Origin of the sequence: Limnohabitans sp. Jir61, assembly GCF_003063545.1 — a bacterium.
Classification (GTDB): domain Bacteria; phylum Pseudomonadota; class Gammaproteobacteria; order Burkholderiales; family Burkholderiaceae_C; genus Limnohabitans.
This window is the reverse complement of sequence record NZ_NESD01000001.1, coordinates 993,083-1,012,773: the sequence shown is the minus strand read 5'-3', so window position 1 is coordinate 1,012,773 and position 19,691 is coordinate 993,083. Positions and strand designations below refer to the sequence as shown.

Here is a 19,691-nt window from a genome sequence, read left to right as displayed (position 1 = left end):
CCTTAGAGCAACACGCGACGGAAGTCGCCGAGGATTTGACCGAGGTACGCATTGAAGCGTGCCGCTGCTGCGCCGTCGATGACGCGGTGATCCCACGTCAAGCTCAGAGGCAACATCAAGCGTGGCACAAATTCTTTGCCGTTCCACACGGGTTCCATGGTGCTCTTGCACACACCGAGGATGGCCACTTCGGGCGCGTTGATGATGGGCGTGAAGTACTTGCCACCAATGCCGCCGAGGCTAGAGATGGTGAAGGTTGCGCCTGTCATTTCTGCGGGCCCAAGTTTGCCGTCACGGGCTTTCTTGGCCAGCTCTGACATTTCGGCGCTGATTTGCAGCACGCCTTTTTTGTCGCAATCGCGAATGACCGGAACCATCAAACCATTGGGCGTGTCAGCAGCAAAGCCGATGTGCCAGTAGTTTTTGTAGACCAGTGCATCGCCATCGAGCGAGCTGTTGAACTCTGGGTATTTCTTGAGCGCGGCCACGCAAGCCTTGATCAAGAACGCCAGCATCGTGACCTTGACGCCGCTCTTCTCGTTCTCTTTGTTGGTCGAGACGCGGAAGGCTTCGAGGTCGGTGATGTCGCAGTCGTCATGGTTGGTGACGGCTGGAATCATGATGGCGTTGCGAAGCAAGTTCGCGCCGCTGATCTTCTTGATGCGGCCCATTTCTTTGCGCTCGATCGGGCCGAACTTCGCAAAGTCAACCTTCGGCCATGGGATGAGGCCCAAGGCTGCACCATCGCCACCCGCAGATGCGCCACCTTTGGCTGCTTGCGCCTTGGTTTGTGTCGCGCCCGACATGACGGACTTAGTGAACGTTTGCACGTCGTCTTGCGTGATGCGACCTTTGTGGCCAGAGCCTTTAAGCTCTTCCAACGGCACACCGAGTTCGCGTGCGAACTTGCGCACAGAGGGTGATGCGTGTGGCAAGCCCAATGTAGGCGCGCCTGGCGCGTGTGCAGGTGCTGCCACGGCAGCTACTGCTGCAGCAACCGCAGTAGGTGCAGCAACAGCGGCAGTCGCTACGGCTGCAACTGCAGAAGCGGCAGCAGCCACGGGCGCAGCAGCGGCAGAGACCGTGCCTTCCAAAATAGCCAGCAAGTCACCAATGTTGACGGTGTCGCCCACTTTGACTTTGAGTTCTTTGAGCACGCCAGCGTGTGACGATGGAATTTCCATCGACGCTTTGTCGGACTCAACCGTGATCAGCGATTGCTCCACCTTGATGCTGTCGCCAGGCTTCACAAACACTTCGATCACGGCGACGTTTTTGAAGTCGCCAATATCTGGCACGTGAATTTCGATGGGGCCCGATGCTGATAGAGCAGCGGCTGCAACGGGGGCTGCAGCTGCAACGGGTGCAGGCGCAGCAGCGGCTACAGGAGCAGCTGCTGCGGCTGCAGGGGCTGCGGCTGCACCAGCGGCTTCCACCACCAACACCACTGAGCCTTCTTTGACCTTGTCGCCCAAGTTAACGCGCAGCTCTTTGACCACACCAGCGGTGCTCGATGGAATTTCCATTGAGGCTTTGTCTGATTCGACGGTGATCAGGGACTGTTCCGCTTTCACGGTGTCGCCCACTTTGACCAGCAGTTCAATGACTGCGACTTCGTCGAAATCCCCGATATCCGGGACTTTTACTTCTACCAATGCCATGTTGTGTCTCCCGAATTTTTATGCGTACAGCGGGTTGATCTTGTCGACTTTGATGCCGTACTTTTTGATGGCTTCAGCCACTTGTGCAACTGGCACAGTGCCTTCTTCGCTGAGAGCTTTGAGGGCTGCGACCACGATGTAGTGGCGGTTGACTTCAAAGTGCTCACGCAGCTTGCTGCGGAAGTCGGAACGACCGAAGCCGTCTGTGCCCAACACTTTGTAGGTGCGGCCTTTAGGGATGAACGGACGAATCTGTTCCGCATAGGCTTTCATGTAGTCGGTCGATGCAACGACTGGACCGACGTAGGGGTCCAACTGAGCAGAGACAAACGGCACTTTTGGCTTGTCGGTGGGGTGCAACAAGTTGTAACGCTCAGCGTCTTGGCCGTCGCGTGTGAGTTCGTTGAAGCTTGGGCAGCTCCACACGTTGGCAGCGACGCCCCAATCGGCAGCGAGCAAGTCGCGAGCTGCGATGGATTCGCGCAAGATAGTGCCCGAGCCCAACAAGTTCACGCGGGGTGCAGTCTTCTTGCCCTCGCCTTGTTGCAGCAAGTACATGCCCTTGATGATTTGCTCTTCGGTGCCAGCTTTGAGGCCGGGCATGGCGTAGTTTTCGTTCAACAAGGTGATGTAGTAGAAAACGTTTTCTTGCTTCTCGACCATGCGCTTCAAACCGTGGTGCAGGATGACGCCAACTTCGTGTGCGAAGGTGGGGTCATAAGACACGCAGTTAGGAATGGTGTTGGCCATGATGTGGCTGTGACCGTCTTCGTGCTGCAAGCCTTCGCCGTTCAAAGTGGTGCGGCCCGATGTGCCGCCCAACAAGAAACCGCGTGCTTGCATGTCGCCAGCAGCCCAGGCCAAGTCGCCAATGCGTTGGAAACCAAACATCGAGTAGTACACGTAGAACGGCACCATGATGCGGTTGCTGGTGGAGTAGCTGGTGGCAGCTGCAATCCAGCTCGACATACCGCCGGCTTCGTTGATACCTTCTTGCAAGATTTGACCGGCTTTGTCTTCTTTGTAATACATCACTTGGTCTTTATCGACCGGTGTGTATTGCTGACCTGCTGGGTTGTAAATACCGATTTGACGGAACAAACCTTCCATACCAAAGGTACGGGCTTCGTCCACCAAAATTGGCACCACGCGTGGGCCCAAAGCTTGGTCACGCAAGAGCTGCGTGAGGAAGCGCACATAGGCTTGAGTAGTCGAAATTTCACGGCCTTCGGCTGTGGGCTCCATCACAGATTTGAAGATGTCCAACGATGGCACGGTGAAGCTTTCTTCAGCTTTGGTACGACGGTGTGGCAAGTAGCCGCCCAAGGCCTTGCGGCGCTCGTGCAAGTACTTCATTTCAGGGGTGTCATCGGCAGGCTTGTAGAACGGCACGTTGGCCAATTCGCTATCAGGCACGGGGATGTTGAAGCGATCACGCATGTAGCGGATGTCTTCGTCTGTGAGCTTTTTGGTTTGGTGAACGTTGTTCTTGCCCTCGCCTGCTTTGCCCATGCCAAAACCTTTGACGGTTTTGATGAGCAACACAGTCGGTTGGTCTTTGTGCTTCACGGCTGCGTCGTAAGCTGCATAGACCTTTTGTGGGTCGTGGCCGCCGCGCTTCAAAGCCCAGATTTCGTCGTCGCTCATGTGCGAGACCATCTCAAGCGTGCGTGGATCGCGACCGAAGAAGTGCTTGCGCACATAAGCGCCGTCGTTGGCTTTGAACGCTTGGAAGTCGCCGTCCAAGGTGTCCATCATGATCTTGCGCAATGCGCCGTCTTTGTCGCGGGCCAAGAGCTTGTCCCACTCGCTGCCCCACAAGAGCTTGATGACGTTCCAGCCTGAGCCACGGAATTCGCCTTCGAGTTCTTGCACGATCTTGCCGTTGCCGCGCACGGGGCCGTCCAAGCGTTGCAAGTTGCAGTTGACCACGAAGATCAAGTTGTCGAGTTTTTCGCGAGCGGCCAAACCAATGGCGCCCAAAGATTCGACTTCGTCCATCTCGCCGTCGCCGCAAAACACCCAGACCTTGCGGTTTTCGGTGTTGGCAATGCCGCGTGCGTGCAAGTACTTCAAGAAGCGCGCTTGGTAGATGGCCATCAATGGACCAAGACCCATCGACACGGTGGGGAACTGCCAGAACTCAGGCATGAGTTTGGGGTGTGGGTAGCTAGACAAACCTTTGCCATCGACTTCTTGACGGAAGTTGAGCAACTGCTCTTCCGTCAAACGGCCTTCAAGGTAAGCACGGGCGTAAACGCCGGGTGACACGTGGCCTTGGATGTACAAGCAGTCGCCACCGTGGTTTTCGTTTTCAGCGTGCCAAAAGTGGTTAAAGCCCGCACCAAACATGTGGGCTAAGGATGCGAATGAGCCAATGTGACCGCCGAGGTCGCCACCGTCTGCAGGGTTGTGACGGTTGGCTTTGACCACCATCGCCATCGCGTTCCAGCGCATGTAGGCGCGCAGGCGTTCTTCGATTTCAATGTTGCCGGGGCAATGGGCTTCTTGATCGGGTTCGATCGTGTTCACGTAGCCAGTGGTGGCAGAGAACGGCATGTCGATGCTGCTCTCGCGGGCATGTTCGAGCAGTTGCTCTAACAAGAAGTGCGCGCGTTCAGGCCCTTCTGCATTGATGACGGCGGACAACGCGTCCATCCATTCACGCGTTTCTTGGCTGTCCACGTCGGTGCGCAGATCGTTCGGTTGTGCTGACATGCTTGTCTCCTCTTGTTGCACTGTTATGACTCGAATGTACGGAGTTTCGCACAATTTTCTTAAATTTCAAATAGCGGTCATTGATTTCTTATTATGAAATTCAATAATTATTCAAAGACCGTGTTTACCCTCGCGCATAAACTCGCTGCACATGTACAAAACATCCATCGTCCCGTTCCTTCAACCGCTGATCAACCTGTGGCGTGGTTGGTGGCGCAAGCAAACGCCCAACCGCCAAGACCGCTTCGCCTTCATGGCCCCACTGGCCGCGGTGGTGTTGTTCATGGCCGCCATCACGGCTGCGTTTTGGTATTTGCGTTACGAAGAAATTGACCGCGAACAAGAAGTGGTGCGGCGCGATGTGGAGTACGCGCAGCAGCGTTTGCGTTTGCGCTTGCTCGATAAGCAAGAGCAAGTGATGCGCTTGGCACGCGACATCACAGATGAACAAACCACACGACAAAACTACAAGGCCGAAGCCAAAGCTGTTTTGGTTCAAAGCCTTGAGATTGCAAGCCTGACATGGGTCGGGGCTGATCAGCGCATTCAAGCCACCTACGCGAGCCCAAGCAATAACTCAACAATGAGCTTTGTGGTGGGCAACAACATCACGCATTTAGAAACGTTGCATTCGTTTCAGCTCGCACGGGAACTTCAACAAACGGTTTACTCACACCCCATCGTTGAGAAGCGGCCTAGCTCTGCGCCTTACGCACAAATTCAACTGCACGTGCCGATGTATAACCGCGGCAAATTTCAAGGCGTGGTGATTGCGGAATACAGCATGGAAGGCATGCTGCGATTTGCAGTGCCAGGAGAAATTGCGAACCGTTATGCCGTGTCATTGCGCGACTCTGCCAACAACGTGCTTGCCGGACAAGCCAACAAAGCACGTCCAAAGGTGACCGAGGTGATGCCTTGGATGTTTCGCACCAACGAATACGAAGTACCCATCACGCCCGTGGGTTACGAGCTCTCATTGCATGCCCAGGCTTATCGCACCTCGACCGGTTTGATTGGCAATGGCGTGTTTTGGCTAGTGGCCGTCCTCAGTGCCATGACCGCGTGGATGTTGATTGGCACTTGGCGTCACACCCGCCGACGCGTGCAGGCACAGCAAGCTTTGATCGCAGAGACCAACTTCCGCCGCGCGATGGAAAACTCAGTGCTCACAGGCATGCGCGCCATGGACTTGAAAGGTCGCATCACCTATGTGAACGCAGCGTTTTGTCAAATGACGGGCTGGACCGAAGAAGAATTGGTGGGATTGCTTCCACCCTTCCCTTACTGGCCAGATGAAGACCGTGAATCGCTAGAGCAAAAACTCTCACAAGAGTTGAATGGTGAAACCACGTCCAGTGGTTTTCAAGTGCGCGTGAAGAGAAAAAATGGCAGCTTGTTTGAAGCCCGTTTGTATGTATCGCCGCTCATTGATGCGCGTGGCCAGCAAACAGGTTGGATGACGTCCATGACCGACATTACCGAGCAGCACATCATTCGTGAACAACTCTCTGCGGCCCATGACCGTTTCACAACAGTGCTTGAAGGACTCGATGCATCTGTCTCAGTGGCCCCACTGGGTAGCAAAGAACTCTTGTTTGCAAACAAGATGTACCGCCAATGGTTCACCGCCACCACCCAAGGGCACTTGAACTTGGTCAGTCAAGCGGGGCAACCTAGAGTCAGCAATATTTCAGAAGCCTCCGCAGACGATGCTCAAGACCAAGATGATGGTTTGATGGGCTTACCCACCGAAGGCATCACCGAGTCGAAAGCTGAAAACGCAGAGATCTACATTCCTGAGCTGGATAAGTGGCTAGAGGTCCGCTCACGCTACCTCAATTGGGTGGATGGCCGTTTGGCACAAATGGTGATTGCCACCGACATCACCCCCCGACGCCAAGCCGAAGAACAAGCGCAAGCACAAGCCGAGCGCGCAGAAGCTGCTAGCCGACTCATCACTATGGGCGAAATGGCGTCCAGCGTGGCACATGAGTTAAACCAGCCACTGACCGCCATCAATAACTATTGCAGCGGCATGATTTCGCGCATCAAAGCGAACAACTTGAATGAAGAAGATTTGCTCAAGGCTTTGGATAAAACGGCTCATCAAGCACAGCGCGCAGGACAAATCATTCAGCGCATTCGAAGCTTTGTGAAACGCAGCGAACCCAACCGCACGCTCTCAGATGTGACTGAAATGGTGGCTGAAGCGGTGGAATTGGCGGGCATTGAAATGCGTCGTCGTCAAGTGCGATTGAACCAAGTCCTCGCTTCACGGCTACCCAAGGTCAACGTCGACCCTATCTTGATTGAACAGGTGCTGGTCAACTTGATGCGCAACGCCGCTGAGTCCATCGACATGGCACAACGCCCCCTGACGAAGCGCGAAGTTGAGCTCAAAGTGTTGCCCAGCACCGAAGAAGGCAAGCCTGTGCTTGAGTTTTCAGTCACAGACACAGGGCGAGGCCTACCACCCGAGGTGCTGGAGCGTTTGTTTGAGGCCTTCTTCTCGACCAAGTCCGAAGGCATGGGCATTGGCCTGAATTTGTGCCGTTCCATTGTGGAATCGCACCAAGGCAGGATGAAGGCTGAGAACCTCTACAATGGGGAAGAAATAACGGGCTGCCGCTTTTCCTTCTGGATACCGGTCCGCTAGGTTGGAGTTTTTTGATGAGTTTGATTCCCAAAAAAGGTACGGTCTATGTTGTTGATGACGACGAGGCTGTTCGTGATTCGCTGCAATGGTTGTTAGAGGGCAAGGACTATCGCGTTCGCTGCTTCGATTCGGCTGAAACGTTTCTCAGCCGCTACGATCAACGCGAAGTGGCATGTTTGATTGTTGACATCCGCATGGGCGGCATGACAGGCCTCGAGCTGCAAGACCGTTTGGTTGAACGTAAATCTCCTCTGCCCATCGTTTTCATCACAGGTCACGGCGATGTGCCCATGGCTGTGGACACGATGAAAAAAGGCGCAATGGACTTCATACAAAAGCCGTTCGATGAAAACACCTTGGTGCCCTTGGTCGAACGTATGTTGGCCCAAGCCAATGACGCTTTCGCCGAGCATCAACAAGCCGCCAGCCGCGACGCGCTGATGGCCAAGCTGACCACCCGCGAAGCCCAAGTGCTTGAGCGCATCGTGGCCGGCCGCTTGAACAAGCAAATTGCAGACGATCTCGGCATCAGCATCAAAACCGTGGAAGCGCACCGCGCCAACATCATGGAAAAGCTCAACGCCAATACTGTGGCCGATTTGCTGAAAACCGCACTCGGACAAAACGCTGCCAAAGCCTAATCACAAGCCTTTGGCAACCTCTTAAGCGCCCCTTTAAACGCCCGTATTTCACGGGCGTTTTCAATTCAACTTCCCTTCTGTATACACAAGACCATGACTGCACAACTGATTGACGGCAACGCTCTCTCCAAACAACTGCGCGCCAAAGTGGCGGCCGACACAGCAGCCTTGAAGGCCAAGGGTTTGACACCGGGCTTGGCTGTTGTATTGGTGGGCGACAACCAAGCCAGCCAGGTGTATGTGCGTAACAAAGTGAAGGCTTGCGAAGACGCGGGCCTGCATTCAGTCCTTGAGAAATACGAAGCCACCATGAGCGAGGCCGACTTGTTGGCCCGCGTCGAAGCGCTGAACCACGACGACAGCATTCACGGCATCTTGGTGCAGCTGCCCTTGCCTGCCCATATCGACGCGCAAAAAGTGATCGAAGCCATCAGCCCCGCCAAAGACGTGGACGGTTTTCACATCGCCAGCGCTGGCGCATTGATGACCGGCATGCCCGGCTTTTGGCCTTGCACACCTTATGGCTGCATGAAGATGCTTGAGAGCATTGGCTACGACCTGAAGGGCAAACACGCCGTGGTGATCGGCCGCAGCAACATCGTGGGCAAGCCCATGGCACTCATGCTGTTGCAAAAAGATGCCACCGTGACCGTGGCGCATTCGCGCACGCAAAACCTCAAAGCGCTCACGCTGCAAGCCGACGTGATCGTGGCCGCTGTGGGCAAGCGTAATGTGTTGACGGCTGACATGGTCAAGCCTGGCGCAGTGGTGCTGGACGTGGGCATGAACCGCAACGACGAAGGCAAGCTCTGCGGCGATGTGGACTTTGATGGCGTGAAAGAAGTGGCCGGCTACATCACCCCTGTGCCGGGTGGGGTTGGACCAATGACCATCACAATGCTGCTGGTCAACACCTTGGAATCGGCGCAACGGGCCTTATCTGAGAAGCATTGAAAGTTTTCATATGACACACGCTATCAATCCGCTTCTCGATTTCTCGAATCACCCGTTGTTCGACGTCATTCAACCATCGCATATCGCGCCTGCACTTGACCAACTTTTGCCTGCGGCCGATGCGGCATTAGAAAAAGTCACAGCTGCAGACTTCCCCGCCGACTGGAAAGCGATTGCTTCGGTTCTGGATGTCGCGACCGAAAAACTCAGCCGCGCTTGGGGTGCTGTGAGCCACTTGCACTCTGTGGCCGACACGCCTGAGTTGCGCGCCGCGTATACGGAAGCGCTGCCACGCGTGACTGAGTTTTACACGCGCCTCGGTGCAGACGAGCGCTTGTATGCCAAGTACAAAGCCATTGATGTGGCCAGCTTGAATGCCGAACAAAAACACGCCCACACCTTGGCCATGCGCAACTTTGTGTTGTCGGGTGCTGAGCTGGTGGGTGCTGCCAAAGAACGCTTTGCCGCCATTCAAGAGCGCCAAGCCGAGGTGAGCCAAAAGTTCAGCGAGAACGTGTTGGACGCGACTGACCAATGGTCAGCCATCGTCACCGCCGAAGAGTTAGCCGGTGTGCCAGACGACGTGTTGCAAACCACACGCGCAGCTGCTGAAAAGGATGGCGTAGCAGGCCACAAGCTGAATTTAAAAATGCCGTGCTACCTGCCCATCATGCAGTTTGCCCACAGCTCAGCCCTGCGTGAAAAGCTGTACCGCGCTTACGCCACGCGCGCCTCTGACCAGTCGGAAGCGGTGCAGGCAGGTAAAGCCGAACAAGACAACACACCGTGGGTGAAAGAAATCTTGGCCCTGCGCCAAGAAGAATCTCAGCTCTTGGGCTATGCCAACTACGCCGAGGTGTCGTTGGCTGCCAAGATGGCACAGTCGCCCGCCGAGGTGATGGCTTTCTTGCGTGACCTCGCCAAACGTGCCCGTCCCTATGCCGAACAAGACGTGGCCGAGATGCGCGCCTTCGCTGCCGAACACTTGAACCTGCAAGACCCACAACCGTGGGACTGGCCGTACATCGGCGAGAAGCTCAAAGAAGCGCGTTACGCGTTCAGCGAGCAAGAAGTCAAACCGTACTTCACTGCGCCTAAGGTGTTGGCAGGTTTGTTCAAAATTGTGGAGACCTTGTTTGAGGTGAGCATTCGCCGCGACGATGCGCCGGTGTGGCACCCCGCGGTGGAGTTCTATCGCATTGAACGCGCGGGACAACTGGTGGGCCAGTTCTACCTCGACCCAGGCGCACGCGCAGGCAAACGCGGCGGCGCGTGGATGGACGATGTGCGCGCACGCTGGTTGCGCCCCGACACAGGTGCGTTGCAAACACCCGTGGCGCACCTCGTGTGCAACTTCTCCGAAGCCGTGGGTGGCAAACCACCGCTGCTCACGCACGACGACGTGATCACCCTCTTCCACGAATGCGGCCACGGCTTGCACCACATGCTCACGCAAGTGAACGAGCGCGATGTGTCTGGCATCAGCGGCGTCGAGTGGGATGCGGTCGAACTGCCCAGCCAATTCATGGAAAACTTCTGCTGGGAGTGGAGCGTGCTGCGCCACATGACCGCGCACGTGGATACAGGCGAGCCTTTGCCACGCGCCTTGTTCGACAAGATGCTGGCCGCCAAAAACTTCCAAAGCGGGTTGCAAACGCTGCGTCAAATCGAGTTCTCACTCGTGGACATGCTGCTGCATTCCGACGGCGAAAAAGCGCAAGACTTCATGCAAGTGCTGCGCGACGTGCGCGCTGAAGTGGCCGTGTTGCAAAGCCCTGCATGGGGTCGCACGCTGCACACCTTCAGCCACATCTTTGCAGGCGGGTACGCAGCCGGCTACTACAGCTACAAGTGGGCCGAGGTGCTGAGCGCCGATGCTTACGCCGCGTTTGAAGAAACCGCAGGCGCAGATGGCGAACCTAGCATTGACACAGGACGCCGCTACCGCGAAACCATCCTAGAAGTAGGCGGCAGCCGCCCAGCGATGGAATCGTTCAAAGCCTTCCGTGGGCGTGAGCCTCAACTCGATGCACTGCTGCGCCATCAAGGGATGAGCGCCGCACATTGAGCATCACCAAGGAATCGCTGCGCCTTTGTAATCCACAAAGTGCGCTGCGGCTTTCGCTGGCAAATTATCCAAAGCACAGAGTAAACCCGCCACCGATTGCGCGGGTGTGAGGCAATCTTGCGCAGGCACAAACGGCGCTGACAAATTGGATGCCACGGTGCCGGGCTGCATGGCAGCCACCACGAGTTGTGGGCGTTTACGGGCGGCTTCAATCGCTGCGGTTTGCAACACCATGTTCAATGCGGCCTTGGCTGCACGGTAGCCATACCAACCGCCTTTGCCGTTGTCGCTGATGCTGCCCACGCGCGCTGACAGCTTGGCGTAAATGCTGCGCTGCTCGGTGGCGAGCAAAGGCACAAAGTGTTTGAGCAGCAACGCGGGGCCAATGGTGTTGACTTCAAAGGCACGGGCCAGTTGCGTGGCGTTGAGTGCGCCCATGTGTTTTTCTGGCCCCTGCCCGTCGATCGTGAGCGCGCCTGTGGCGTCGATGATGAGGTGAAACGGGCCTTGAGATTGGGCAGCCAGCTCAGCAGCCGCAGCTGCCATGCTGGCTTCGTCTTCTAAACGAAATGCAGGCTGCGAATTGCGCGACAAGCCGACCACTTGCGAGCAAGCTGAATCAGCCTGCAATGCCTCAACAAAAGCACTCCCCAGCGCACCCGATGCACCCAGCACCAAAGCCCGATAAGAAGTGCCTAGGCTTTTCAAAACTTCAGCGTCTTCACGCCGGTGGACGTGCCCAGCAAACACACCTGCGCTTTTTGATGCGCAAACACACCCACGGTCACCACGCCCGGCCATTGGTTCACGTCTGACTCAAACTTCAGCGGGTCGCTGATTTTCAAACCCGTCACGTCCACGATGTGCTGGCCGTTGTCAGTCACCAAGGGTTGACCGTCTTTCAAACGCACTTTGGCGCTGCCGCCCATCGCGACGAACTGGCGCATCACGCGAGCGGTGGCCATGGGGATCACTTCCACCGGTAAGGGGAATGCGCCCAATGCATCGACCAGTTTGCTTTCATCGGCAATGCACACAAACATTTTGGATTGCGCGGCCACAATTTTTTCGCGTGTCAACGCAGCGCCGCCGCCCTTGACCATGTGGCCTTGATGGTCGATTTCGTCTGCACCGTCGATGTAGACCGACAGGCTTTCGACCTCTGCCGCTTCAAACACTTGGATGCCCAAAGCTTGCAAGCGTTCGGTGGAGGCCACCGAGCTAGACACCGCGCCTTTGATTTGGTCTTTCATGGTGGCCAAGGCGTCGATGAACTTGTTCACCGTGGAGCCTGTGCCCACGCCCACCACTTCGCCGGGTAACACGTATTGCAGGGCGGCTTGGCCGACCAACGTCTTTAATTCATCTTGTGTCAGGGGGGCTGCGTTTTGTGGGGTGCTCATGGGCGAAAATCCGAGTTGTATTGACCAAAGCTTGAGATTATCCATGTCGTTGTTGCCTTATTCCCTCGTCCGTCCATTTCTGTTTGCCATGGATGCCGAAACCGCCCATGAGCACACGCTGGCCATGCTGGCCCGCACACAAAACACGCCGCTGGCTTGGGCCTATTGCCAAGAGCGCGTGCAAGACCCGCTGCAACTGGCTGGCTTGAGCTTCCCCAACCGTGTGGGCTTGGCCGCTGGTTTGGACAAAAACGCGCATTGCATCGATGGCTTGGCCGCGATGGGTTTTGGCTTTGTGGAAGTGGGCACGGTCACGCCCAAGGGCCAGCCTGGCAACCCAAAGCCGCGCATGTTCCGTTTGCCCGAAGCCAATGCGCTGATCAACCGCCTTGGTTTTAACAACGAAGGCTTGGACGCCTTCTTGGCCAACGTGAAGCTGGCGAAGTTCCGCAGCAAATCTGGCACGCCCATGTTGCTGGGCCTGAACATCGGCAAGAACGCCGCTACCCCGATTGAGAACGCTGCCGACGACTACCTGATTTGCCTTGACGGCGTCTACCCACATGCTGACTACGTGACGGTGAACATCTCTAGCCCCAACACCAAAAACCTGCGTGAGCTGCAAAGCGACGAAGCGCTGGATGCACTCATCGGCACACTCGCCAAACGCCGCGCAGAGTTGGCTCAGCAACACAACAAGCAAGTGCCGGTGTTCATCAAGATTGCTCCCGATTTGGACAGCGACCAAATCGCGGTGATTGCGGCCACCCTAAAGCGCCACTGTGTGCATGAAGGCACGCCATCTTGGGGCGTGATTGCCACCAACACCACCATCGCCCGCGACGCCGTGCAAGGCATGGCGCATGCCGAAGAAACCGGCGGCCTCTCAGGCGCACCGGTGTTTGAGAAAAGCAATGAAGTGATTCGCCAGTTGCGAGCTGCGATGGGCCCCAACTTCCCCATCATCGGCGTGGGCGGCATTTTGAGCGGCGACGATGCCGTGGCCAAAATCAAAGCGGGTGCGGATGTGGTGCAGATTTACACCGGTCTGATTTACAAAGGTCCTGCGCTTGTGAAAGAGGCCGCGTTGGCCATTCGCGACCACGCCTAAACATCAGGAAAAAACGGTGCGATAACCCTCAAAGCGCTTTGACCAATAGCCATTGCTCATGCGCTCGGTTTTCACACCTGTTCGCTCGTTGGCGGCGTGCACAAATTTGCCGTCTCCGATGTAGATACCCACATGAGAAAACGACGGCCCCAAAGTGTTGAAAAAAACCAAGTCGCCGGGGTGCGCTTGGGAAGCATCAATCGAGCGAGTGGCCTCAGCCATTTGTGCCGCGCTGCCCTTGAGCGCAATACCCGCTGACTCTTTGTAGACGAATGTCACCAGCCCCGAACAATCAAACCCTGTGTGTAACTTCTTACCGCCATAGGTGTAGCCGCGGTCGAGCATGGCAATGGCCTGCATGACGATGTCTTGGCGCTTGGCAGGATTGTTAGGATAGCCTTGCGAAGTTGATGCCGTGGATGCGTGCTTGCGTGACAAGCCAGAGCAAGCCACCAACAACGGCATGACGCAAACACCAAGAAAAAAGCGCTTTCTCATTTATACAGCTTTACTGTAAGGCCCGCACCACAGCCTCAGCAATGGCAAGTGAACTGGTCAACCCTGGTGACTCAATGCCAAACAGGTTCACCAAACCTTTCACGCCATGCACGGTTGGGCCTTGGATGCAAAAGTCAGCTGCTGCATCGCGAGGCCCAGAAATCTTGGGTCGTATACCTGCATAGCCCGGTTGCAACATGCCGTCTGTCAACGCAGGCCAATACTTGCGAACTTCATCGTAAAAATTTTGTTCATGTTCAGCCGAGACGATCAAGTCATCTGGGCTATCCACCCACTGGACGTCTGGACCAAACTTGGCTTGACCACCCAAATCAAGCGTCAAATGGACTCCCAATCCTGCGACCTCTGGGACGGGGTAAATCAAATGCGAGAAAGGTGACTTGCCAGACATCGTGAAGTAATTGCCTTTGGCAAAAAAAGGCTGTGGCACATGCTGCGACAGCAAGCCTTCAAACTTCATCGCAAGCCAAGGCGCAGTTAATCCGGCGGCATTGATCACCGTTTGCGCTAACAAATCTGAACCATCAGCCATTTGCAGCGCAATGCCATCATCTCGGCAAACTGCGGATGCCACAGCTGAATTCAAAGCCACAATGCCGCCTGCATTTTCAAAATCACCCTGAAGGCTGAGCATCAAACCGTGACTGTCCACAATGCCGGTACTTGGCGAATGCAAAGCACCCACGCAATGCAAAGCTGGCTCCATCGCCTTGGCCTGCTCAGCACTGAGCTTGACCACGTCTGTCACGCCATTCGCATGGGCCTTTTTCAAAATATCTGCAAGTGCTGGCAATTGATCTGCGTGCGTAGCCACGATCAACTTGCCGCAGCGCTGGTGAGAAACACCACGTTGCGCGGCATAGTCATAAAGCATATTGCGACCTTGGACACAGAGCTGAGCCTTGAGTGATCCTTGCGGGTAATAGATGCCCGCGTGAATCACCTCGCTGTTGCGTGAGCTAGTCCCGGTGCCGATCGCAGAAGCAGCTTCAAGAACCAACCATTCACGTGATGTTGGTGGTGCTGCGTGTATGAGCGCCCTTGCCACCGCTAAGCCGACCACGCCTGCACCAATCACTACGCCATCTACTTTGTCCAAACTTGCACCCCAGTTGTTCTTCGTGAATATTACAACCTGAACACACGCCCCTAACAGCCCATGAAAAACGGCTCCCGAAGGAGCCGTCTCAAAGGTCTTGGAGAACCTAAAGAATTAACGCTTCTTAGCAGCTGGTTTAGCTGTTTTCAAAGCTGTTTCTGTCATGTTTTTGTAGTTGCTTTCAGCAACGTCTGTGGCTTGTTTGACAGCTTTTTGCACAGATTCCAACGCGTTGTTACCAGCAGCCACGGCTGTTTTGAATGCGGCCACAGCAGCTTCAGAGCCAGCAGGTGCGTTTTTAGCAGCGTTGTCCACCATGGCGTGGAAAGCTTTTTGTGCTTCAGCCACTTGTGACTCAACATGGCCAGTGAAATGTGAACCTGTGCCTGTTGTGATTTCAACCAAGTGGCGGTTGTAGGCCACAGCTTTTTCAGCCAAAGGTTGGAACAGGCTAGCTTGCAAAGCCAACAACTCTTGTGCGTCTTTCACGCTCAAAGCGGCATTGGTTTGTTTTTGTGAGTCAGCCAAAGTTGTTTTAGCAGCAGCCAAGTTCAACTCGATCAATTGCTCAACGCCAGAGAAAGCTTTGTTGGTCAAACCAACCAAAGTTTCCAAATTAGCTTTGTTAGCAGCGATTACTTGTTCAGGTGTCAAAGTCATTTCAAATCTCCAAAATTAAAAAGGATGGTCCAAACTGCTCTGAATCCTGCCCTTGGCTGAATTTATGTTGCAGTGCAGCATGGAAAGTATTTTAGGGACAAGTTGCACATTGACAAGAGCTTTGCTCGCAAATGGTGCACTTTTAGAGCTGACAGACTAAATCTGAGCTTTCACCAGCCTATTCCACCCCATGCGCCCAGTGGCTTTGCCACTGAGCCCTGTACTGATCAGCCAAATCAGCAGACCTCAACACCAAAAAATTCTCAGCATTGCGAGTGGCTGCAGAGTTGGTGAAGTTGAAGCTGCCCGTGATGACGATGGACTGGTCAATCACCATCACCTTGTTGTGTGCAATGGCATGTTTGCCATCTTCGCGCAATTCAATCTGTGCATCACTGAGCACACCAATGACGTAGCGGTTGGATGTGTCGCTCTTTTGGTCCAGCAACACACGTACACGCACGCCGCGTTGATGAGCTCGCACCAAGGCTTGGGCGATGGCATTGTGTGTAAATCCGTACGCTTGGACCAATACTTCGCGCTCGCTGGCATCAATGGCTTTGACAATCGCTGCAGCCGCATTGGCTGGCGGCGTGAAGTACACACCCAATACTTCTACTGATTTACCCTCCATGCTTGGATCAGCCCAGACCAAGGGACTGGCCAATACCCACAAACAAATAAACACACACTTCAAAAACTTCATAGCGGCAATACTAAACCGCAAACCAACAATTTCTCGAGTTTGACTTAAAGGTGACAGTCATGCAGCTCAGCAGCAGATAAAGTGAACTTGCTTTGAAAAATAAAACTCACACCTCTCATGCGCTATCGTCCAGCACCCGTCGGGCGATTTTTTTGTTGTCACTGGCCACATTTTCCAGTATGGCCTTGCAACGCATTTGCGATCCGATGCTGCCTGAATTGTCCCGTGTGTTTAGTGCACCTATTGGTGAGGTGTCACAAGTCATCTCCTTTTTTGCGATTGCCTATGGACTGATGCAGCTTTTCTATGGTCCCGTGGGTGATCGGTTTGGCAAATACCGCGTGGTCATGCTGGCGACGATGGGTTGCAGTGTGGGCAGCTTGGTCTGCGCACTCACGCCCAACTTGAATTTGTTAGTGGCGGCGCGTATTGGCACGGCGTTAGCTGCAGCCGCCATCATTCCGCTCTCGCTTGCATGGGTTGGCGATGTGGTTCAGTATGAGTACCGCCAAGAAACCTTAGCGCGCGTAGGCTTAGGAACCATGCTGGGCATCACAGGCGGGCAACTGTTTGGAGGTTTATTGACCGACACACTCGGCTGGCGTTGGGCTTTTGTATTGATGACCACCACGTTTGCGGTTGTCAGTTTTTTACTTTGGCGGCAGCTCCCGCGCTTGGACCCCATGGCGCAGCATGACCATGCCCCTGTCGGTTTCTTCAAACAGCTCCAGAAAGTCGCACAGAATCCTTGGGCGCGAACATTTCTGGGTCTGGCCGTCATTGAAGGCGCCACAGTGTTTGGGGTCTTGGCCATCACGGCAGCCCATCTGCACCAAGTGCACCACATATCACTCACCTTAGCGGGGGGGACCACCGCCTTATTTGGGCTGGGGGGTATGGCCTACATGGGCACAGCCAAAATCACCATCCGTCGTTTTGGTGAAGTTGGATTGGCGCGCTATGGCGGCAATCTATTTGCTATGTCATTCTTGGTCATTGCCTTTACACCTTGGTGGCAATTGGCATTACCCGCGTGCTTTGCAGCGGGTTTTAGCTTTGCCATGTTTCATAACACCATGCAGGCCAAAGCCACACAAATGGTGCCTACAGCGCGTGGAACGGGCGTCACACTTTTCGCAGGCTCTTTATTTTTAGGACAGTCACTGGGGGTCTTGGTCTTAGCCGAACTATTCAGCCACTTCAACTCTCAGTACATCTTGGGCGTAGATGCCGTCATCGTCTGGGGCTTGGGTTTATTTTTATCCAACGCGATTGCCAAACGAAACGCGACACAGGCCGACCACGCTTAACATTAGCCTTATGACTCAAGACATCGAACAACTCGCCCAACAACTCGAACAACACCCAGACTACCGCGTGCTTCGCCGCCTCGTGCCTGGCCGTGTGTTCAACACCCCCGCCCCCGGCCAAAAGCTCAGCAAAGGCGTGGTGCTCGACACCGAGACCACCGGCTTTGACGTGGCCCAAGACCGCGTGATTGAGCTGGGTATGCTGGCGTTTGAATTCGACCCTGTCACAGGCGTGGTTTACCGCGTGGTGGATGTGCTGGACGAGCTGGAAGACCCTGGCTTTGCGATTCCCCATGCCACCATCGCGGTGCACCACATCACCGACGAGATGGTGAAAGGTCACCGCATTGACGATGCACGTGTGGCTGAGTTTTTGAAAAATGTGGATGTGGTCATTGCTCATAACGCCCAATTTGACCGCCCCTTCGTCGAAGCCCGCTGGCCACTGTTTGAACAACTCAACTGGGCGTGCAGCATCAAAGACATCGACTGGCGCGAAGAAGGCTTTGGCTCTGCCAAGCTCGAATATTTGCTCAGCACCCAAGGTTACTTTTACGAAGCCCATCGCGCCGAAGCCGATTGCTGGGCCTTGCTAGAACTGCTCAACCAAGTACTGCCGCAAAGCCAACAAACCGCCCTGCTCGCGGTGCTGCTGACTTTGAACAAGCCCCAGCAAAAGGTGTATGCCATCAACTCACCGTTTGAAACCAAAGACAAGCTCAAGGCACGCAACTACCGCTGGTCGGCCGAGCTGCGTTGCTGGAGCCGTGTAGTAGCTGGCGAAGCCGAAACCAAGCAAGAGCTGGAATGGCTCAAACACCATGTGTATGCAGGCCGCAGCGCGCGCGTGGAACTAGAAACTACGGGCGGCAAAGTGCGCTACTCCAACCGCTTGGGTCACAAAGAAGTGGTCACGCTCTAAGCAGTGACCGAGGCACTTCAATCAAGTGCCGACGCACAACAAAAAGCCGGGCTAACCCGGCTTTTTTGTTTTAGTAGTTGGTCGGTTGCCAAGGCACTTGGCAGGTCGGCACGTTGGGGTAAAACTGCTGTGAAGTTGGGCAGAAATACGCCACGCGGCTAGGCGGCGCATATTGCTGTTGCACAACCACGGTTTGAGGCATGGCGTAGCTGGGAGTGCTGGCAGCGTAAATAGCACCGCCCACAATGGCTGCGCCTAACGCAGGAGCAACCCAGTTGTGACCCCAGCCGCCACGGTACCCGTAGCCACCGTGATGGCCGCCATAACCACCATATCCACCACCGCTATGGCCAAAGCCATGGGCTTGTGCTGGCACAGCCAACACGGCAGACAACAAACAAGCTAACAGGATGGATACGCGTTTCATAGAAAACTCACTTTGTGAAAAGGTAGCTCTACAACGTGCGGCACTCGCAAACGGATGACAGGTTTTTAACAGCCCAAGGCCGCAGCAAACAAACCGACCACGCTCAACAACCCCACTAGCCAGAACAAAGAGCGCAAGCTGGCTTTATCAGCCAAGTAGCAACCGATAAAACCCACACGCGCCAGCACAAACACGATGGCGTACAAATCAATGCGCGCCGCATCCACCTGAGCCAAGGTAGAGATGATCACGCCTGCAGCAAAGAAAGGAAAAGCTTCAAAGCTATTGGCCTGAGCTGCATTGCCGCGTGCACGAAAACCTGTTTGTTGCGCCAACCATTCACGGGGGTTGTTGTTATCGAAGCGACGAAAGCCCCACTTAGCTGCCATCGTGCCCACGTAGGGTAGCAAGCCTGCGATGAGGACGCACAAAAAGGCTTTGTTCATCGCATCACCACCATCCAAGGAGTGGGGCAGGTTTGCACCACAGGGAAATATTGTCCTGCGTCACGGCAGTAATACGCCTCAACGGGTTGCTGCACTGGCTGGCCGTTTACCCATTGCGTAGGCTGTGGGTTATTCATGATGACAGCCGGTGGGCTGGTGATGATGACAGTCGATGGTTGAACAGGTCGCGACAAATAAATGGACGTACCCACAATCGCGCCACCTACCAACGCAGGGCCCCAAAAATAGTCCCCACCGCCACGGTAGTAACCACCGCGATAGCCACCATGTGGCCCATGCGCCATGGCTGCGCCGGCAGTTGCAGCCAGTAACACGCCTAGAGCCAATGTGCGAAATTTAGAACTCATAGATTGCTCTCTTTCTCTC

18 protein-coding genes are annotated in these 19,691 nt (G+C 55.1%); 7 read left to right on the top strand and 11 right to left on the bottom strand.

What is annotated here, in order from left to right:
• Positions 1-2: 2 nt before the first annotated feature.
• Together aceF and aceE are read right to left on the bottom strand one after the other, a co-directional pair.
• Positions 3-1,661, bottom strand: a complete 1,659-nt coding sequence (aceF, locus tag B9Z35_RS05010) for a dihydrolipoyllysine-residue acetyltransferase (RefSeq protein ID WP_108282518.1) — start codon at positions 1,659-1,661, stop codon at positions 3-5.
• 18 nt (positions 1,662-1,679) lie between these two features.
• Positions 1,680-4,379: a pyruvate dehydrogenase (acetyl-transferring), homodimeric type gene (gene aceE, locus B9Z35_RS05005; protein WP_108282517.1), complete on the bottom strand. Its 2,700-nt coding sequence runs from the start codon at positions 4,377-4,379 to the stop codon at positions 1,680-1,682.
• A gap of 151 nt (positions 4,380-4,530) precedes the next feature.
• Here aceE and B9Z35_RS05000 point away from each other — a divergent pair, with 151 nt between their 5' ends.
• The 4 genes from B9Z35_RS05000 to B9Z35_RS04985 all read left to right on the top strand — a co-directional run bounded on the left by B9Z35_RS05000 (position 4,531) and on the right by B9Z35_RS04985 (position 10,701).
• Complete coding sequence (locus B9Z35_RS05000; RefSeq protein ID WP_108282516.1) at positions 4,531-7,038, top strand: PAS domain-containing sensor histidine kinase; 2,508 nt, start codon at positions 4,531-4,533, stop codon at positions 7,036-7,038.
• 14 nt (positions 7,039-7,052) lie between these two features.
• Positions 7,053-7,679 carry a response regulator transcription factor gene (locus B9Z35_RS04995; RefSeq protein ID WP_108282515.1) on the top strand — a complete coding sequence of 209 codons (627 nt, stop codon included), beginning with the start codon at positions 7,053-7,055 and terminating at the stop codon, positions 7,677-7,679.
• Between the two features lie 93 nt (positions 7,680-7,772).
• Positions 7,773-8,633 carry a bifunctional methylenetetrahydrofolate dehydrogenase/methenyltetrahydrofolate cyclohydrolase FolD gene (gene folD, locus B9Z35_RS04990; RefSeq protein ID WP_108282514.1) on the top strand — a complete coding sequence of 287 codons (861 nt, stop codon included), beginning with the start codon at positions 7,773-7,775 and terminating at the stop codon, positions 8,631-8,633.
• A 10-nt stretch (positions 8,634-8,643) separates the two neighbouring features.
• A complete protein-coding gene (locus B9Z35_RS04985; protein WP_108282513.1) occupies positions 8,644-10,701 on the top strand; it encodes a M3 family metallopeptidase in 2,058 nt (685 codons plus the stop codon).
• Positions 10,702-10,704: 3 nt separating this feature from the next.
• On the opposite strand, the gene B9Z35_RS04980 is transcribed toward B9Z35_RS04985, so the two are convergent.
• Both B9Z35_RS04980 and rpiA read right to left on the bottom strand, forming a co-directional pair.
• Positions 10,705-11,409 carry an SDR family NAD(P)-dependent oxidoreductase gene (locus B9Z35_RS04980; protein ID WP_233246468.1) on the bottom strand — a complete coding sequence of 235 codons (705 nt, stop codon included), beginning with the start codon at positions 11,407-11,409 and terminating at the stop codon, positions 10,705-10,707.
• Positions 11,406-12,104, bottom strand: coding sequence for a ribose-5-phosphate isomerase RpiA (gene rpiA, locus B9Z35_RS04975; RefSeq protein WP_108282511.1), 699 nt, complete (start codon positions 12,102-12,104; stop codon positions 11,406-11,408). Before rpiA ends, B9Z35_RS04980 begins: the two co-directional genes overlap by 4 nt.
• Positions 12,105-12,147: 43 nt before the next feature.
• Here rpiA and B9Z35_RS04970 point away from each other — a divergent pair, with 43 nt between their 5' ends.
• The gene (locus B9Z35_RS04970) at positions 12,148-13,215 is read left to right on the top strand and encodes a quinone-dependent dihydroorotate dehydrogenase (protein WP_108282510.1); all 1,068 of its coding nucleotides are present in this window, start codon (positions 12,148-12,150) and stop codon (positions 13,213-13,215) included.
• A gap of 3 nt (positions 13,216-13,218) precedes the next feature.
• Here B9Z35_RS04970 and B9Z35_RS04965 read toward each other — a convergent pair whose 3' ends face one another.
• The 4 genes from B9Z35_RS04965 to B9Z35_RS04950 all read right to left on the bottom strand — a co-directional run bounded on the left by B9Z35_RS04965 (position 13,219) and on the right by B9Z35_RS04950 (position 16,199).
• Positions 13,219-13,713, bottom strand: a complete 495-nt coding sequence (locus B9Z35_RS04965; RefSeq protein WP_108282509.1) for a C40 family peptidase — start codon at positions 13,711-13,713, stop codon at positions 13,219-13,221.
• A 10-nt stretch (positions 13,714-13,723) separates the two neighbouring features.
• Positions 13,724-14,833, bottom strand: a complete 1,110-nt coding sequence (locus B9Z35_RS04960) for an NAD(P)/FAD-dependent oxidoreductase (protein ID WP_108282508.1) — start codon at positions 14,831-14,833, stop codon at positions 13,724-13,726.
• A 114-nt stretch (positions 14,834-14,947) separates the two neighbouring features.
• Positions 14,948-15,493, bottom strand: a complete 546-nt coding sequence (phaP, locus tag B9Z35_RS04955; protein ID WP_108282507.1) for a TIGR01841 family phasin — start codon at positions 15,491-15,493, stop codon at positions 14,948-14,950.
• 178 nt (positions 15,494-15,671) lie between these two features.
• Positions 15,672-16,199, bottom strand: a complete 528-nt coding sequence (locus B9Z35_RS04950; RefSeq protein WP_108282506.1) for a phospholipase D family protein — start codon at positions 16,197-16,199, stop codon at positions 15,672-15,674.
• Between the two features lie 92 nt (positions 16,200-16,291).
• Between B9Z35_RS04950 and B9Z35_RS04945 the strand changes: the two genes are divergently transcribed.
• A complete protein-coding gene (locus B9Z35_RS04945; protein ID WP_370444110.1) occupies positions 16,292-17,509 on the top strand; it encodes an MFS transporter in 1,218 nt (405 codons plus the stop codon).
• Between the two features lie 10 nt (positions 17,510-17,519).
• Positions 17,520-18,431 (top strand): 3'-5' exonuclease, encoded by a 912-nt coding sequence (locus tag B9Z35_RS04940; protein WP_108282504.1) that lies wholly within the window; start codon positions 17,520-17,522, stop codon positions 18,429-18,431.
• A gap of 70 nt (positions 18,432-18,501) precedes the next feature.
• Here the strand turns inward: B9Z35_RS04940 and B9Z35_RS04935 are convergent, their stop codons facing one another.
• From B9Z35_RS04935 to B9Z35_RS04925, 3 genes are all read right to left on the bottom strand, one after another.
• Complete coding sequence (locus B9Z35_RS04935) at positions 18,502-18,858, bottom strand: hypothetical protein (RefSeq protein ID WP_108282503.1); 357 nt, start codon at positions 18,856-18,858, stop codon at positions 18,502-18,504.
• A gap of 65 nt (positions 18,859-18,923) precedes the next feature.
• A complete protein-coding gene (locus tag B9Z35_RS04930) occupies positions 18,924-19,304 on the bottom strand; it encodes an MAPEG family protein (protein ID WP_108282502.1) in 381 nt (126 codons plus the stop codon).
• Positions 19,301-19,672: a hypothetical protein gene (locus B9Z35_RS04925; protein WP_108282501.1), complete on the bottom strand. Its 372-nt coding sequence runs from the start codon at positions 19,670-19,672 to the stop codon at positions 19,301-19,303. The genes B9Z35_RS04930 and B9Z35_RS04925 overlap by 4 nt, the downstream gene beginning before the upstream one ends.
• Positions 19,673-19,691 lie beyond the last annotated feature (19 nt).